This is a genomic window from Neobacillus piezotolerans (assembly GCF_003362805.1).
Taxonomy (GTDB): Bacteria; Bacillota; Bacilli; order Bacillales; family Cytobacillaceae; genus Bacillus_D; species Bacillus_D piezotolerans.
Window position 1 is genome coordinate 966,953 of sequence record NZ_QNQT01000001.1, and the last position, 17,435, is coordinate 984,387.

At 42.6% G+C, this 17,435-nt stretch carries 18 protein-coding genes and 1 other annotated feature; of the genes, 13 read left to right on the forward strand and 5 right to left on the reverse strand.

The window, feature by feature from the left end; all coding sequences use genetic code 11:
- Window positions 1–6: 6 nt before the first annotated feature.
- Entirely contained in the window at window positions 7–468 is a 462-nt protein-coding gene (locus DRW41_RS04600; protein ID WP_115450757.1) for a hypothetical protein, read from the reverse strand.
- 184 nt (window positions 469–652) lie between these two features.
- Here DRW41_RS04600 and DRW41_RS04605 point away from each other — a divergent pair, with 184 nt between their 5' ends.
- Window positions 653–907, forward strand: a complete 255-nt coding sequence (locus tag DRW41_RS04605; RefSeq protein ID WP_115450758.1) for a glutaredoxin family protein — start codon at window positions 653–655, stop codon at window positions 905–907.
- A gap of 18 nt (window positions 908–925) precedes the next feature.
- Here DRW41_RS04605 and DRW41_RS04610 read toward each other — a convergent pair whose 3' ends face one another.
- From DRW41_RS04610 to DRW41_RS04620, 3 genes are read right to left on the reverse strand one after another with little or no spacing between them, the layout of a single operon-like run.
- Window positions 926–1,255: a hypothetical protein gene (locus tag DRW41_RS04610; RefSeq protein WP_115450759.1), complete on the reverse strand. Its 330-nt coding sequence runs from the start codon at window positions 1,253–1,255 to the stop codon at window positions 926–928.
- A 3-nt stretch (window positions 1,256–1,258) separates the two neighbouring features.
- Window positions 1,259–1,639: a hypothetical protein gene (locus tag DRW41_RS04615; protein ID WP_115450760.1), complete on the reverse strand. Its 381-nt coding sequence runs from the start codon at window positions 1,637–1,639 to the stop codon at window positions 1,259–1,261.
- Window positions 1,640–1,685: 46 nt separating this feature from the next.
- Window positions 1,686–2,150, reverse strand: a complete 465-nt coding sequence (locus DRW41_RS04620) for a hypothetical protein (protein ID WP_115450761.1) — start codon at window positions 2,148–2,150, stop codon at window positions 1,686–1,688.
- 372 nt (window positions 2,151–2,522) lie between these two features.
- On the opposite strand from DRW41_RS04620, the gene DRW41_RS04625 reads away from it, so the two are divergent.
- From DRW41_RS04625 to DRW41_RS04680, 12 genes are all read left to right on the forward strand, one after another.
- A complete protein-coding gene (locus DRW41_RS04625; RefSeq protein WP_115450762.1) occupies window positions 2,523–3,896 on the forward strand; it encodes an MATE family efflux transporter in 1,374 nt (457 codons plus the stop codon).
- 308 nt (window positions 3,897–4,204) lie between these two features.
- Window positions 4,205–4,951, forward strand: coding sequence for a DUF2087 domain-containing protein (locus tag DRW41_RS04630; protein WP_115450763.1), 747 nt, complete (start codon window positions 4,205–4,207; stop codon window positions 4,949–4,951).
- A gap of 24 nt (window positions 4,952–4,975) precedes the next feature.
- Entirely contained in the window at window positions 4,976–5,326 is a 351-nt protein-coding gene (locus tag DRW41_RS04635) for a GIY-YIG nuclease family protein (RefSeq protein WP_115450764.1), read from the forward strand.
- Window positions 5,327–5,511: 185 nt separating this feature from the next.
- Window positions 5,512–5,760, forward strand: a binding site (T-box leader).
- Window positions 5,761–5,822: 62 nt separating this feature from the next.
- Complete coding sequence (locus DRW41_RS04640) at window positions 5,823–6,626, forward strand: methyltransferase domain-containing protein (RefSeq protein ID WP_115450765.1); 804 nt, start codon at window positions 5,823–5,825, stop codon at window positions 6,624–6,626.
- Between the two features lie 169 nt (window positions 6,627–6,795).
- Complete coding sequence (locus DRW41_RS04645; protein WP_181884405.1) at window positions 6,796–7,869, forward strand: phosphotransferase enzyme family protein; 1,074 nt, start codon at window positions 6,796–6,798, stop codon at window positions 7,867–7,869.
- 384 nt (window positions 7,870–8,253) lie between these two features.
- Window positions 8,254–8,631, forward strand: coding sequence for a GntR family transcriptional regulator (locus DRW41_RS04650; protein ID WP_115450766.1), 378 nt, complete (start codon window positions 8,254–8,256; stop codon window positions 8,629–8,631).
- Window position 8,632: 1 nt separating this feature from the next.
- Window positions 8,633–9,532, forward strand: a complete 900-nt coding sequence (locus DRW41_RS04655) for an ABC transporter ATP-binding protein (protein ID WP_115450767.1) — start codon at window positions 8,633–8,635, stop codon at window positions 9,530–9,532.
- Entirely contained in the window at window positions 9,507–11,474 is a 1,968-nt protein-coding gene (locus DRW41_RS04660) for a multidrug ABC transporter permease (protein WP_115450768.1), read from the forward strand. The genes DRW41_RS04655 and DRW41_RS04660 overlap by 26 nt, the downstream gene beginning before the upstream one ends.
- Window positions 11,475–11,523: 49 nt before the next feature.
- Window positions 11,524–12,045, forward strand: a complete 522-nt coding sequence (locus tag DRW41_RS04665; RefSeq protein ID WP_115450769.1) for an RNA polymerase sigma factor — start codon at window positions 11,524–11,526, stop codon at window positions 12,043–12,045.
- 30 nt (window positions 12,046–12,075) lie between these two features.
- Window positions 12,076–12,765, forward strand: coding sequence for an ABC transporter ATP-binding protein (locus DRW41_RS04670; RefSeq protein ID WP_115450770.1), 690 nt, complete (start codon window positions 12,076–12,078; stop codon window positions 12,763–12,765).
- Entirely contained in the window at window positions 12,762–14,111 is a 1,350-nt protein-coding gene (locus DRW41_RS04675; RefSeq protein ID WP_115450771.1) for an ABC transporter permease, read from the forward strand. The genes DRW41_RS04670 and DRW41_RS04675 overlap by 4 nt, the downstream gene beginning before the upstream one ends.
- Window positions 14,112–14,506: 395 nt before the next feature.
- A complete protein-coding gene (locus DRW41_RS04680) occupies window positions 14,507–15,403 on the forward strand; it encodes a Vgb family protein (RefSeq protein ID WP_115450772.1) in 897 nt (298 codons plus the stop codon).
- A gap of 388 nt (window positions 15,404–15,791) precedes the next feature.
- On the opposite strand, the gene DRW41_RS04685 is transcribed toward DRW41_RS04680, so the two are convergent.
- Entirely contained in the window at window positions 15,792–17,366 is a 1,575-nt protein-coding gene (locus tag DRW41_RS04685) for a M2 family metallopeptidase (RefSeq protein ID WP_115450773.1), read from the reverse strand.
- Window positions 17,367–17,435 lie beyond the last annotated feature (69 nt).

The window sequence follows — 17,435 nt, forward strand, 5'->3', positions numbered from 1 at the left end:
GTATCATTAACCGGTAATCCTCATCAGTCGCTCGCTCGTCATATCATCGAGCAGCTTATTATTGAGCGCCCTGGCCATTTTTTGCGTCATATCAAGGACACGACGCATACCTTCCTTGTATCCGCGCATGATTGCCAGCTCGTCGCAGCGGATTTCACATTCCACACTCAGCTGGTCTTTTTCGACGGGATTTTCGATATGCCCGAGTTCATGCCAGATGATCGCTTCTTTTACTTCCTGGTCCGCGCAAAATTGGTTATAATCGTAAACTACGATGAACCAGTCGATCCCCGGCATCATCGATTTATAAAACATGGTCAAAAGCCTCGTATCAATGCCGGCCAGCTCCAAATAGCGGCCGCTTTTCAGCCCATATGCCTGCAGGATCGTATCCCTGCCTTCCAAAATGACAACCTTCCCGCCAAGCCCGTATATCTCATCATCGAGCTCTTCGCAAAAACAAATCATGATGTTTTCCCCCATTTGCTGTTTTTATCTGTTATCATTGTTAAATGTATATGCACTATTTAAACAATGTTTTATAGAAATATTTATTTTTGTAAGTATACAACAGTGAAAACGCTTACCAAAAGTGTAAATTTTGTGAATTTTCAAAATAAATTACTTGACAAATAGAACAGGAGTTGTTCCAATGGTCGACAAGGTTCTCGTTTATACGACAAATGACTGCATCGAGTGCACAATGGTGAAAAGGGTGCTTGAGGAGGAAGGAGTGCTTTTTGAGGCGCGGAATATCTCCGAGGACCCTCTTTTTAAAAAGGAGGTCGAACAGTACGGCTACCTCGGCGTGCCTGTCACAGTATTTGGGGATAAAGCTGTTAAGGGCTTTACGAACGATTTGAAGGAGATCATTGAGCTGGCGAAAAGAAACAGCCCGCTGCCCTAGGTGGGTGCGGACTGTATTTTACCTGAAAAGTTCTTTATTTAAATCAATCCATTTCATTATGATTGATTTCAAATCGACCGTATTAAAACACTCTGCCTGCACTTCGTCTGTAAACCCCAAACCTATATTGGTAAAATTCTTCCCAATCTCTAAGTACACCATGTTGCCTCCGATGGATTCCTTTTCACTCGACCCGTCAAGGACCTTATTAAAATACTCGTAAAAAATTGGGCTACTAAAGCTTTGCATATCGTCAAACATATATTCAATCAAACTATTTTCTTCTGAAAACCTGAACATCCGCCACTTTCCAACTTGTTTAATTGAAAAATCGTACTTATAATCCATATCTTATTCTCCAATTAAATCATGTTGCGCAACGTGATTTTCTCTCGCCCGAAGAATTTCATCCACACAAAAGTAAATCAGCGAGGCGCCGAGGCTGTATACGACCAAGAATTCACCGTTAATCAGGATGAGCCCGAACAGAGTGTGCATCAGGAACCTTGCCAGCAAGGCCATTTTTTTCGATGAAAGTTTGCTTGAAATATATTCTGCAAAGGAAGCAGCTGCTAGCCCATATGTCATAATGGCTGCGGCGAAGACGAGAAGAACCATCGACATAACGGCTATATCCATCTCTTTATAAAAATAAAACCAGACAGCAATGCTGGATAAAAGAATCGTCAGCAAGCCGGCTTTAACTTTCCGCATTACAGTTGCCCAAACCATGTTCGCACCTCCACACATTACGTTTTCAATTGCGCATGAACGATTACTAAAAAGATAAATTTACATAGATAATGGAACCTGCCGCTGCAAATAGAGGGATAAAATATGCAAAAACTGCGGACTTTTTTAGAGGAATATACTTTCCCAATGAGAAAATCACGGCGCCAATCATGATTCCGTAAGTGCCCGGGAACGTCAGCAGACCTGTTAAGCTTTCTTCAAAAAGACCCAGCCCAAATAGCATCGAGAATAGAATTCCAGCCAGTAAACAATGGGTGATATAGTTCCAGCGGGGGATATATTTTTTCAAAAGTAAATATGTAAGCACGGTGGCAAGAGTAGTACCGTAAACGAACGGGATAGAATAAACGGATAAAACACTTAAGGAAAATACCCGGTAACCACTCGATAAATAAAGCATGCTCAATACAAAATCAAGTAACGGAACAGAAAGCACAAAAGCCATAAAGCTCAACGAACTCCCAATGAAATACCTGTGCAATGTGACCATAGGTTCCTCCTATAACGGAAGTGGAAAACCACATTCTTAAATGTATATTTCGACATTCAGTTTCTTATCCCTTTCAAATTGCGGGAAAATTAGTGGGGGTATTTAACATTATTTTAGAACCAAACCAACTTAGCAACGGCGATTCGGTTTTCAACGCTTTAAGCAATTTGGAAAGCCTGGAAATTAAAGTTTGAGGATATTTTGCCTTACAAGAATGAAGATGACTCAAGAATGATCATCATTGAGAGAAAGTTTTTTTAAACATTACCCCGCCCCCCGAAGCAAAATGTTTCCTATTCCGCCAACTCTGGTATACTCTATCCTATGGGTTAAATGATTAACCTGCAATATTGTAATTTTAGGAGCATTGAGATGTATCAGACTTTTACAACGAAAGAAAAAATCAAACTAATTTTTGTCATGCTGATTCCGATCCTGATTACCCAGCTTGGGATGTTTTCAATGGTGTTTTTCAGCACCATCATGTCGGGAAAATACAATCCCGCGGACCTTGCCGGGGTGGCAATCGGTTCGTCGATCTGGAATCCGGTTTTCGTCGGCCTGAGCGGAATCCTGCTCGCGGTTTCGCCAATTGCCGCGCAAAAGTTCGGGGAAAAGAAAGGCCACGAGGTTTCCTCAATTCTTTCACACGGCATTTACCTTGCGATTGCGATCGCGCTGATTGTCATCGCAGCGGGGGCACTTGTTCTGAATCCGCTGTTAAACGCGATGGATCTTGATCCGCGTGTCCATGAAACAGCCCACAACTATTTGGTTAATCTAGGGTTTGGAATTATTCCTTTATTCATCTTCAACGTGCTGCGTTCATTCATTTATGCGCTTGGCAAAACGAGAATTGTCATGGTTATCCTGCTGATGTCGCTGCCGGTCAATTTCTTCCTGAACTATGTGCTTATTTTCGGGAATCTTGGCTTTCCGGAACTCGGTGGGGCTGGTGCAGGGATTGCGACTTCCGTGACGTTTTGGGTCATTACGGGAATAACCGCCTTTATCATAAAAACGAAGGAACCTTTTTCCGCCTATGTGTCTTTCGCCAATTTCAAGGAATTTTCACGGGAGCGGTTTGGGGAAATACTGAAAATCGGGATTCCAATGGGGTTTTCTCTCTTTTTTGAAACGAGCATGTTTGCCGTCGTAACGATTCTCATTTCAAAATTCAATGTCACAACGATCGCTGCGTACCAATCGGCTTTGAATATTGTTTCGTTCCTGTACATGATCCCGATTTCAATTTCGATGGCGCAAACCGTACTCGTCGGCTTTGAAGTCGGCGCGCGAAGGTACCGGGATGCGCGGGCATATAGCTGGCTTGGCATCATCCTTGCAATCATCTCGGCGGCTAGCACTGGAACCCTCGTCGTTCTCTTCCGCGATCAGGTCGCCGGCCTCTATTCGAATGATGCGGCTGTTATCGCCTTGACAGGTTCGTTCCTGATTTATGCGCTGTTCTTCCAGATTGCCGACGCAATCCAGGTAACCGCTCTTGCCGCGCTCCGCGGTTATAAGGACGTGAACCTCGCTTTCATCATGACACTGATTGCCTATTGGCTAGTCTGTTTGCCGATCGGATACATTTTGGCGCATAACACTGGCCTAGGCGCACCAGGATACTGGATTGGCTTGACAACCGGCCTTTTGGCAGCCGGAATCGCGCTGTCCTTCAGGCTCCTTTATATTCAGAAACACAAATTTCCAAGCGAAGGCGCTGTGGCAAAAAGCATTTAATCTGGAAGCTTTATAAATTTTAAATAATATAACTAGATTAAATGTAAAAAAGAGAGGATAGATGAACAGGACTGAAATACCTGTTTTCATCTATCCTTTTTGTATTTTAAAAAGATTTTCGGTTCCTACATCCTGTAATTTAGATGTATTTTTTAAACGTAATTTGTTTTTGTTTGTTACTTAACAGATTTTATAATAATTTGTTTGTTTTTTCGTTGACTGAATATAAACAATAATGTAATGTGTTTGTATATATACAAACGAAATTTACATATGTTTATTTTTAGCGATAGGAAGTGCTTATTGCAATGGAAGTATCAGATATCTTTTGGAGTGTCTCCTTGGAAGAGCTGAAAAGGGGGTTTATTCAAGAAAGTGATTCATTTACTTGTCTATTATGTGGTGAAAGAATAGAAAAAGGGATTGTTTATCCTTATGAAAATAGATTGTACGAAGCCGAAAGGTATATGCGTATTCATATTGAAAATACTCACCAATCCGTGTTTGAATATTTACTTGGCATGGACAAGAAACTCACGGGTCTAACTGAACATCAAAAGAATCTATTATCCCTTTTTTATCAGGGCAAAAACGACAAAGAAATTCAAATGGAACTAGGCATTGGAAGCGCCTCTACTATTCGTCATCATCGTTTTGCCTTAAAAGAAAAGGAACGACAGGCAAAAACTTTTTTGGCTATGATGGAATTACTGAAAGAAAAAGATGAATATGCACCAGCTTTTGTACCCGTGCATAAAACCGCCACAATGGTAGATGAAAGATATGACATTACCCAAGATGAACAAGAGCAATTGGTTAATAAATACTTCTCCGATGGATTATTGACTAAGTTTCCCCAAAAGGAAAAACAAAGACTTGTGGTCTTAAGAGAAATATCTAACCAACTAAAAAGGGATTACACTTATGATGAGCAGGAATTAAATCAAATTTTAAAAGGCATTTATGAGGATTATGTTTTAATCAGGAGATATTTAGTCGAATACGGGTTTTTAGACCGTAAATCGGATGGGAGCAGTTATTGGTTAAAAAAGTAAATTGATAACAGTAGGTGAAAAAACATGGATCGTAAAAAAGAGTTGAAACAACAATACAAGGAAACATCCGTTGAACCAGGAATTTTTCAGATAAAGAATACGATCAACGATAAAATATTTGTGGGAAGTACGAAAAACTTAAAAACCTTAAACGGAATAAAATTCATGCTTGATACAAATGGGTATACCCCCAACAAAGAACTGCAAAAGGAATGGAACCAGTACGGAAAAGATGCTTTCATGATAGACATACTGGAAAAATTGAAAAAGAATGATGATCCTTATTTTAACGACAAAGAAGCTTTAATGGCTCTTGAAGAAAAATGGCTAGAAAAGTTACAGCCATATGGAGAACGTGGTTATAACCAAAAATAATTAATTCTTTATTCAAACGGATTCTAAATGGAGATAATATGACCATTTCCTGGAAAAGACAATAACTTTGTTTGGACAGCGACAAGGCTAATTGGCAATCCTATTGCATTATCAGGGCAGGCTAATTAACAAAGAATATTTTGACACTTGGAAGAATAACATATATAATTTTAGAAAATTCTATACTAATAGCATTGATGAGAAAAGTAGTTAAGAAAGAATATTTACAGAGAGCTCCTAACTGCTGAAAAGGAGTATTATTCGTCTTAATGAATAAAGCCTCGGAGCTTCTTACCAAGCTAATGATAAATTAGGGATAGTAAGACGGGTTCTTCCGATATAAGGATAGGGTATGAATGTACCTGATAAGGTTGATATGGTGACATATCAACAAACTGAGGTGGTACCACGAAGTTATAACTCTCGTCCTCAAGAATTATTTCTTGAAGACGGGAGTTTTTTTATTAGATAAATTAAATTAGAAAGGAGATTTAGTATGGATAATTTAGAAAGTGTAAGGAAATTTTATGATGAAACAGTAAATGATGAGTGGGAGCGACTCGAACGCCATAAAGTGGAGTTTGAACTTAGTAAACGCTTTATGAACCGTTATATTAAGCCTAATGAAAAAGTATTGGACCTCGGCGGCGGTCCTGGTAAGTATTCACTTTTTCTTGCTGAACTTGGTTGCGATGTGACATTGGCTGACCTTTCACAAAAGAATGTAGATTTTGCATTGAATAAGGCAAAAGAAATTGGGCTCTCCCTTAAAGGTTTGCAAGCTGATAGTCGTGATTTGTCAAATATTGAGGATGGCCAATTTGACTATGTGCTATGTATGGGTCCTATGTATCATCTGAGAAGCGAGAATGATAGGGCAAAAACTATTAGGGAATGTTTAAAAAAGTTAAAGCCAAACGGAATCATTTTTGTGGCATTTGTATCTTCTTATGCCTTTGTGTGGGACTATCTAATTCGTAACCCTGAATTTATTTTAGATAAAGAAAGAAAATCACAACTCTATAAAATAGTCGAAGATGAAGATTTTGCTGGACAAGGGTTTTCAGATAACTTTTTTATTTCTCCTAAAAATGTACTTCAGTTTTTTAATCAATTTAACCTTAAGAAACTGCATTTACTGAACAGCGAAAGTTTTTTATATCTTCGTGAACCAGAACTACTTGAACAGCAACCTGAAGTTATAAATGCTTGGTTGGATCTAGCAGAAAAGGTATGTGAAAGAGAGGACTTTCTTAGTTTAGCTGAACATATTATGTATGTAGGAAAAAAAACTGAATAAATCCTATTCAACTTATAGGTGCTTTGATCCAAGAAGGATTAAGGCACCTTTTGTTGAAATCCTTATTGAGCGAAAGGGGCAGCAGTTTAGTTCTATTTCAATGACAAAAAGAGGTATGTAGGAATTTATAGAATACTTTTAACCAGTTTATAAAATTAGGAGGACATGGATGATTTATAACGAGGTTGTTAAAATCTGTGATACATATTTACTTCCGTTAGTATCAGAGTTGTACGGTTTGAAAGGTTATGAAATCAAGCGGGTCAAGGCACATATTGGAGGGCGTAATGTTGTTTATACTTGTGAGAAAGAGGGCACCGACTCAAAAATACTCAGAATCGCCTTCTTAAAGGACAGAAGCCTGGAAAATGTTCTGGGTGAAGTTGAGTATATCAGGTATTTGTTCGAACATGGCGGAAGTGTCTCGGATGTACTCAACTCCCGGAACGGGAATTTTCTGGAAGAGATAAATCATAATGATCATACCTTTTTTATCTGCTTATTTCAGAAGGCTAAAGGAAAAATGCTTGTAGAAAATAAGTATAGGTATCGGGAAGGAGTTCCAATTACCGAATATTATTATAATTGCGGTAAAGTCCTTGGGAAACTGCACCAAATATCAAAAGGATATACTCCTGTCCATAGTCGATATAGTTTTTTTGACAAATACAATGCTGAATATATCGAGAAACTGATACCTGGTTCGTTACCTCATCTGAAGGAGAAGCTGTTAGACCTCCTTAAAACCTTAAAAGGATTGGACATGAGCCGAGAGTCTTTCGGTATGGTCCATTTTGATTACAACGATGGGAATTATTCGATAGATTTTGATAACGGGCAAATAACCGTATATGATTTTGATAATTCATGCTACTGTTGGTATATGTTTGACCTGGCAAGTCTCTGGACAAACGGAGTTGGCTGGATACAAAATGAACCAGACCCCGATAAACGGAAAAAGTTCATGGATGATTATTTTGAAACAGTCCTCGAGGGATACAAATCTGAGACCGGAATCGAAAAATCGATGTTGGATATGTTGCCCTTATTTATCGAAGTAAGTCTCATGGAAAGTATTGTAGATGCATTTGAGGTAATGCGGAACAATGGTGAAAACCCGGAGTGTGATGAGGAGTTGTCATATCTCATAAAATGTCTGGAAGACGATATCCCGTATTTAGGATTTTTCCATAATATTTATTCGAGTAAAGAACCCTTTGAATCTGAGAAAAGAAAAGTTTAGTCTTTTTGTAGCAGCCTTTGCTTTGATAATAGTGTGAAAATATGTACTTAAGGTATCGGTGCTGATGTCTAACCCACTACTATAAAAAAGCTCTTAGCTTAATGGCTGGGAGCTTTTTTCGTGCTAATCTTACTGCTAAAGTGTCTGCTGATTTAGTTGTGTATTTCTGTGCGAAAAGCAAAGTTAATTAATAATTTATACTTCAAAATCGAACCCATTTTTCAAAGAGAAATAGGGGTTTTTTTAATGGAAAAAAAGTTTGGCAGAAAGCCTCCCAAAATTTTTTTCCGCAAAATGCTTTTCTTTTTCCAAACCATCGAATATAATCAACTGTATTAAGAGTAATAGTACACCTAGTACACATAGTACAGATAGGGGGTCATCATGTTCGATCTTGACCTTAGGAGCCGGAAGCCGATTTATGAGCAGCTCGTCGATAAGCTGAAGGAGCTGATTGTCAATGAAGTGCTGAAGCCTGATGAGCAGCTGCCATCGGTCCGGACACTGGCGCAGGAATTGACAATTAATCCGAATACGATCCAGAAGGCGTACCGCGAGTTGGAGATTCAAGGGTTCATTTACTCGCTGAAGGGCAAGGGCAGTTTTGTCAACCCGATTGCAAAAGGGATGGATAAGGAGAAGATTTCACAGGTGAAGCAGGAACTGGAAAAACTTATCTTAGAAGCGTTGTATCTTGGCGTGACGGTGGAGGAACTGCAGGCCATGATTGTAGAGACAGATGCCAAAAAGGGGGCAGACTGAAATGATTCAGGTAAAGCATATTAGAAAAGCATTCAATAGCCAGCCTGCCGTCCAAAATGTGGACATGAACATTAGGCAGGGTTCGATATACGGATTGATTGGTTCGAACGGAGCGGGGAAGACGACACTCATCAAAATGCTGGCGGGGATATACAAGCAGGACAGCGGCGAAATGACGATGGACGGGGAGCCGGTTTTCGGAAACACTGCACTGAAGGACAGGATTTTCTTCATCCCGGACCAGCCGTACTTTTTGCCTCAGTACACAACGAAGCAGATGGCCCATTTTTACCGGAGCATGTACTCCCGCTGGAACGGGCAGCGTTTTGAAAAATTGAAGGAAGTTTTCGAGATTGATATGAACAAAAAAATCCATACCTTCTCAAAAGGGGTCCAGAGGCAGGTTGCGTTTTGGCTGGGGCTTTCGACGATGCCCGATTTCCTGATCCTCGATGAGCCGATGGATGGGCTTGATCCGGTTGTCCGCAGGAAGGTGAAGAACCTGCTCGTCCAGGATGTCGCCGAAAGGGAAATGACGATTTTGGTTTCATCCCATAACCTGCGTGAGATTGAGGATTTTTGCGACCACATTGGGATTTTGCATAAAGGGCAACTCCTTCTCGAAAAAGACATTGATGACCTGAAATCGGACATCCACAAAGTCCAACTGGCATATAAGGACGGAATCCCGGAAGGCTTGACGGAACAATTGAGCGTGCTGCATTCCGAACGGCGGGGCAGCGTGCAGGTCCTGATTGTGAGGGGCAGCGAAGACGAAATAGTAGATTTGATCAAAAAGACCAGCCCGGTCATTTTCGATTGGCTTCCGCTTACCCTTGAAGAAATTTTCATCTATGAAATGGGGGATATCGGTTATGCCATCAAGAATGTCATTGTTTAATAAGGATTTGATCCTCCAGATTGGGCGAAGTGTCGGCTGGATTTCAATTGTGTATTTTCTCGTCCTGCTCTTTATCCTGCCAATCCGGATGATGATGCTGTACGCGGACAGGGAAATGCACGTATGGACGCCGAGGGAAACTTTGTTCCTGTACGAATTTGGCATTCAATTCATCCTTATGGTCACCGCGCCTGTTTTGCTGTCGGTTTTCCTTTACCGTTTCCTGCACGTCAGGCAATGGTCGGATCTCATGCACAGCTTGCCGGTAAAAAGAGCGCATATTTATAACTTCTATACTGTCGCGGGATTGGTTTTCCTGGCGCTTCCGATTATGCTGATCGCGGCAATTATTCTGGTCTTGCACACCATGTATGGCTGGAACTTGTATATGTCTGTCGAAGATATTGCAGCTTGGGCGGGGCTGACGCTTGTTTTCAACTTCGTCTTTTACCTAGCAGGTGTTTTTGTCGCAATGGTCACAGGAATTTCCGCGGTGCAGGCGGTACTAACGTATATTTTCCTGCTGTTTCCGGCAGGGATATCTCTTTTGGTCATTTACAATCTTGGCGAGCTGTTGTACGGCTTTCCAAGCAGCTACTATAGAATCCGCAATATTGAATACTTATCGCCGCTTACGCATTTGACCGTCTTCGAAAATCCAACTGTGCATATCGGGTGGAAGCACGTGCTAATCTATCTGGCAGTATCGGCGGTTCTGTATGTGCTCGGCCTATTCATCTATCAAAAAAGGAAAAGTGAAGCCGCCTCGGAAGCGATCGCATTTGATTCGCTGAAAGTTGTTTTTAAATTCGGAGTGACCGTCTGCACAATGATGGTTGGTGGAATGTATTTCGGCAACTACCAGCATACGTTTGGATGGATGGCATTTGGCTATGCATTTGGGGCAATCATTGGGTACTTTGTCGCCGAAATGGTTCTTCAAAAAACATGGCGCGTCTTCAATAACCTTCGCGGATTTGCAATTTACGCTGGCGTAATCGCGTTAATGATTTTGGGTCTGCAGGCCTTTGGATCGTATGAAAAGCGCATTCCCGCTAAAAATGAGATTAAGAGCGTAATGGTTTCAAATTTTGTGGTCAGCTACCAGGATGAAACGGATCAGCTGTATCGCCCGGTTCCTCTGAAGGGCGAAGAGTCGATTGAAATGGCGAGGAAACTTCATTCTGTAATTATTGAACGGAATAGAACCAACCGAAAGGATCCACGGATCACGCAGCCGTTTTTCTTTACGTACGAACTGAAAAATGGCGGAAAGCTTGTCCGTGAATACAACATAAACCCGGATGAATATGACTCTTGGCTCAGGCCTCTACAGTTAACAAGCGAATACAAGCATTCCATCAATCCGATTTTCAAAATAAAAGAATCATCGCTTAGGCAAATCGTTATTACCGATGGTGTGGGATTAAACAAAAAAGTAATGATTTCCGACAGCCGTGAGGCCCAGGAAGCCCTGTCCATCCTAAAAAAGGAAGTCGAAAACGAGTCGTATAAAGAATGGAAAGACCCGGTCGGCACAAGGTCTTACATCGAAATCCAGTCGTACCAGGGAGTTGTCCAGATTGAATTTAAAAAATCCTATACCGAATTTGCCGCTTGGCTAGATGAGAAGGGGCTATTCGAGGAAGCAAGCATTTCTCCCGACGATGTAGACTATATTGCCGTTGTGGAAAATTCCCGGGAAGTGATGAGCCAATTTGCGGGTGATTTGTTCGACGATCCGATGAAACAGGTCCTAAATAAGCTGATCATTAAAGAGAAAATGGACATCCGGGAGGCTCTAGACCAATCGGGTCGGGGCTGGGACGAGAATGATAGCTATGTAGCGGTTGTTGTTTATAAACACCACGGGGTGAAGGAAATGAGGTCCATTGATGAAAAAAATGTGCCGGATTTCATTAAGAAGCATTTTGATAAATGATTTATAGGTTAAAGAGAATATTTTTAAAAACGGAAGGGGGTTCATCCGGATGAGGGAGCTGGATTTTGAGCAACTGTATTCCATGCATTCGGTGAAGCTGCAACAAATCGCATATAGCATCACCAGGGATTTGCACCTCGCCGAGGATGTTGTCCAGGAGAGTTTTTTAAAAGCATACAAAAAGCTCGGTACCGTGCAGGATACCGGAAAAATTGCCGCATGGCTTTGTTCCGTCACGCGTAGGACCGCGATCGATTTCGTCCGTGGCGAAAAACGGAAGCGATGGGTGCCTGCCGACCAGACGGTCATGGAGCAGCGGATATCCGAACAGGGAGCCGCTGAATCAACCGAGAAGAAAATCGAATTTCTCGCGCTTAGGGATGAGGTTCGGGGCGCCGTCTTCCGGATGGGCTTGGAGTACCAAAGCGTCCTTGTGCTCCGGTTCGATTACGGGTTGAAGGAGGACGAAATCGCTTCAAGGCTGAATCTTAAATCAGGGACAGTGAGGACGAGGCTGTACCGCGCCCGGCTCCATTTGAAAAAGACGGTGCTGGAAAAGCAGCCTGCATGATTTTTAAAAAAATTGACTAGGAGATTCATTATGATAACAATCCGAAATTTGTCCCATGATTTCGAAATTGGGAAAAAAGGAAATAAAACGATAATCCCTGTCCTGAAGGATGTTTCGCTTACGGTTGGGGAAGGTGAAATCGTAACAATCGTCGGACGAAGCGGTTCAGGAAAATCGACGCTGCTGAACCTTGTGAGCGGGTTTATCCGGCCGAAGCAAGGTGAGATTATCATTAATGGAACCACGGTTTCCAGCTTGAATGAAGCGAAGTTCGCCGATTTCCGGATCAAGCATTTAGGCTTTATTTTTCAAAGCTTTCAATTGATCCCGAGCATGACGGCATACGAGAACGTCGAATTGCCGCTCGTTCTGCAAGGGATGAGCGAATCGCGCCGGAAACAGAAAACCGAAGAGATGCTTGCGAAAGTCGGGCTGCTTGAGTACCGTGACCATTATCCGGGCGAATTGTCCGGAGGACAGCAGCAGCGTGTCAGCATCTCCAGGGCGCTCGTCGTCAATCCGCCGATCATCCTGGCCGACGAACCGACGGGCAGCCTGGACAGCGAAACGGAAAAGGAGCTTTTGGATTTCATCATACAATTGAACAAGGAACTCGGCATTACCTTCCTGATTATCACGCACGACGAACATGTGGCAAGGGTCGGGCATCGGACAATTGAATTGAGGGATGGCAGGGTTTTTGAGGGGGTTTACGCATGAAACTGAAAGACCAATTCCGGTTCGTCCGGCAAAATATGAAAAAAAGCAAAACACGCGTGTTCATGACGATTTTGGCCGCTGCCATGGGGAGCGCGTTCCTTATCGTCCTCGCCTCGGTCGGATTCGGGCTGCATAAATCAGTCGTGAAAGAAATCACCGAGAGGCAGATTGTCACCGAAATACAGGTGCACGGAAAGTCGGAAAGCGAAGACGGGAACCATCATATAACCGATGCGGATGTTTCCAAGTTTGAAAAAATAGAAAACGTAAAGGCTGTAACAAAGCGGAAAAATCTCCAGCAGGACGGGTACTTTGAATATGGCAACCATGAAGCACATGCACAGACGGTGGTCACCGATATGCGAGCGGAGTTGAAAGCCGGCTTTGAATTGTCCGAAGGCAAGGTTGCCGAAAAAGACAATGAAATAATCCTTGGCTACAATTTCGTCGATGGGTTCGTCCCAAAGAATTTTGAAGGCGGCGACTTGTACGACAATCAGGGGAAAATAAAGAAAAAGTACCAAGTTGGCGAATCATTGCTTGGCAAAACGCTGACGCTGACTGTCCGGAAGTTCGAGGATGGAAAAGAAGTGACGAAGCCGTTCGAGGTAAAAGTGGCCGGCATTAGGAAAGAGCCATCGAAACAATGGATGTTTGACAGGACCGTTTTCATTTCGGAAGGACTCATGAAGCAAATTGAAGAATTCACCGGAACGCCTCGCGGAATGTTGACGGACCCGAACAATCCAAATGCGGAGATTGAGCCTTGGCCGGAGGATTCTTACGATGAAGTGAAGCTCTATGCGAAAAATCTTGAAGCCGTAAAGGCGATATCAGACAAACTGGAGAAAGAGAATTATTTTGTCTATTCGGTCGTGAGTGAACTGAAAAATGTAAACACAATGTTCACGATTGTAAAGGCCGGATTGATTTTCATCGGTACTATCGCAGTCCTGATAGCGTCCATTGGCATATACAACACAATGACGATGGCCGTCACCGAGCGTTCGCAAGATATCGGCATCATGAAAGCAATTGGCGCGAATCCGAAGACCATTAAGAGCATTTTCCTTTTGGAGAGCAGCTACATCGGCATTATCGGCGCCGCGATTGGCACGGCGGTTGCCTACTTGATCAGCTTTGCCGTCAACTTCGGCCTGCCGCTCATCATTAAGCAGGCATTCGGAGAAACTCCGCCGGAAGGGCTGACGTTCAGCAGCATCCCATGGTCGCTGCCCGTAATAAGTTTTGTCATCTGCTATGTCGTGACCATCCTGTCGGGCATGCGTCCTGCAAAGCGCGCGACTCAGGTTGATGTGTTGAGCGCGCTTAGGAGGGAAGTCTAGTTTTTGATTTGAGGAGTATCCTGGCTTGGAGGGCCGGGGTGCTCTTTTTTAATAGTTTGCTGGAATGTTATTTGACTTTTCAGAACGTTTACCCTATGGTTAAATCAATAATCGAAAGGGTGAAAAAAGAACATGATCATTTAATCCTAATTTAGAAGAAATCGATCGCTTACCTTTGGGTTCATTTTTCAAAATGGTTTAGAATGGACTCTATTTGTTATCGATTGTTTTTCTGAGATAGGATTAATGGGATGTGCTTATTTGACTTTGGAATAGACTTTTGAACTCGTCAAATCTATTCAAGTCTTAAATAGCGCTACATTGCTTCCTGTCTCAAAAAACGAGATAAGAGGCTTTTTTTGTTTTGAAATATAATTTAGCTTGGAGGGAACGGAATGAAATTACAAGAAATAGAACTTACTAGTCTTGATACTGGACCATATGGGGTAAGCGTTTCGGATAAAGGGGAAGTCTGGGTCACTCAACATAAGGCAAATAAGATAAGTTGTATCAATGTAGATGGAAAAATTAGAGAGTACCCGTTGCCGACATCAGCTGCAAAAGTCATGTGTTTAACGGTATCTTCGGAAGGTGAAGTTTGGTTTACTGAGAATGCAGCCAACAAAATAGGAAGGCTTACAAAATCGGGCATAATTAAGGAATATACATTACCTAACCCAGATTCGGGACCGTATGGTATTACAGAAGGGGCAAGTGGGGATATATGGTTTACTGAAATTAGTGGCAACCGTATTGGATGTATAACGAACGACGGTAAAATTCGTGAATATGAGCTGCCGAATAAAGGGTCCTTCCCTTCATTTATCACTTTGGGTCCTGATAATGCACTGTGGTTCACAGAGAATCAAAACAATGCCATTGGCAGAATCACAGTAAGCGGTGAAATTTCGGAGTTTAAAATACCCACACCTGCATCTGGTCCAGTAGGAATTACAAAAGGAAACGATGAAGCACTATGGTTTGTGGAAATTATCGGTAATAAGGTAGGGCGAATAACTACATCGGGGGAAATCACTGAATTCGACATTCCAACTCCAAACGCACGGCCTCACGCAATTACTGCTGGAGCAGGAACTGATCTATGGTTCACGGAATGGGGGGCTAATAAAATAGGAAGGCTTAAAAACAATAATAGTATTGAGGAATATCCCATTCACAGCGAAAATGCCGAACCACATGGTATTTCAAGTTTCGATGGTAAAACTATTTGGGCTGCATTGGAATGCGGCAAGATTGCTAAATTAACTTACATCATTGAAAACAATGAGTGAACTTTTGAGTTCAAGCAAATACGGACCAGATTTGAAAAATTTATGCCTATGAAAGAAAATCGAGATATCCAGTTGACAAATATTAGTTTAAATACGGAAAGGTGTCAACAAAGGCACGAGAGGTTATATAGAAAGGCGAGGGAGCTCAAAACATTGCCGCAGCAAGGGATATCAACTGCTAGCTAAATAATATCAGTTGATAGCAATTTTAGAATTCCATGTAAAAGGCAGATTACCTTGCTATAGTAATGCCTAAAATTATAAGAATCAGGAGTAACGGACCCCTCATCAAGCAACGCAACTTCGATACAAGAGTAACCACGCCAATTCCAAAAACCCCGAGCCAAACCCGGCCCGGGGGATACACAAAACAACTTAAAATCTCATTCTAGCAATACAGCTCAACAAAATATTGAGGATTCAACTTTTCGCCTGTTACGCGGGCGATTTTTTCGTTCCAGGAGTAAAGGGCGCCTGGCTTGAAATACTCTTCAATTAACAGCCTGCCGGTTTCCTCGGTGAAGAAATCCTCAGAAATGGTCCGCTCGATGTAACGCTGCAGCTGGGCAGCGGTCAACTCACCCAAAGCGTAATTATGGTAGTAAACCGGCGCAAGCGTGAAGTGGATTTTCGCCGCCCAATCAGGATTGTCCGCATCATCCGGCGGAGTGACTAGCTGGATTTCCTGGACGGTTTTCCACCATAGAGAATTCAAATCCTGGTCCGGATTGTCATAAAGCTCTTTTTCAAAAAAGACGAATGTAATAATCCAGCGCGCGGAAATCAGCATCTGCAACTGCTGGTATTTCTCAAGCTCGGGCGCGAGTCCGGAAACGGTCGCCTCATCAAGGCCGAGAAAACGCTTAAGCCAGCGCTGGTCCTTGCCCATTTTTCCGAAAAGCATCGCGATTGCTTCGGTCGTCAGCGTGTGGCTGTATGACCGTAGGCTGAACGGAAGGCTTGAATCAATATACTTAAAGTAGGCGGCATGACCGAATTCATGGAGATTCGTCTCCATCCAGTACGCTGTCTCAGTCAGGTTGCACAGAACGCGGACGTCGCCTGAGCGGTCAATGTCGGTGCAAAACGCGGTCGGGTTTTTCTTTTCGCGCGGGTAAAGGTCACTCTTTTCATAAAGGTCGGTAATGTCGATTCCCATCGCGTTAAACGTGTCGGACGTCAACTGCACAAGATCCTTTCCCTTGTAAAAACGGTCAAGATTTGTCGCGTCGGAAGGTGGAGCTTCCTGGAAAAATGGATCGACATAATGCCACGGACGGATTTCTGATGCGTCAATCCCGAATTTCTCCGCCAGCCGGCCATCAAGTTCCGCTTTCATCGAACGGTAGGTAGCATCGGATTGCTCCACAAAGTCCTTGAAAATGCCCATCACTTCATTTTGGTCAAGCTCCTGGAGTTCGAACACCATTTCGTAATAATTGTTATAGCCAAGCATGCGTGCGGATTCGTTCCGCTTTTTTACAAGCTCGATTAAATCTTTTACGACTTCACGGCCAACTTCCTTGCTCGCGAACCACACCTTTTTTCGGAGCTCCTGGTCTTCGCTGTTTGTCAGTACATCGCGGATGTCATTTGCTGAGTATGCTTTGCCATCAACTTCCGGCGAATATGTGTTGAAGCGCAAATTCAATTCAGAAGAACGCTTCGACAGGTCGGCGAGGATTTCCTCTGGAAGCTGGTTCCGCTTCATGCTGTTCGTTAACAATTCAAGCTGCCGCTTCTGAACATCGGTAAGTCCTTCTTCTTTTAAAAATTGCTGTGCTTTCTCGTATGTATCCTTGTTTGCGAAAAACAAGCTGAACGCCGTGCTTGCTTTTGTCAGCTTTTCTGCCCATTCCGGGTCTCCCGTCGTCTGGGCCATCCAGCTTGTTTCAGTGACATTTTTTAAAAGTGATTGCATTTCCCCGTTGAGCTCTTGCAAAAAAGTTTCCACACTAGCCATTGTGCTCTCTCCCCATCTACCATAAAATTGTCTTAATACTAAAAATTGTATAACAATGGGATGTAAACT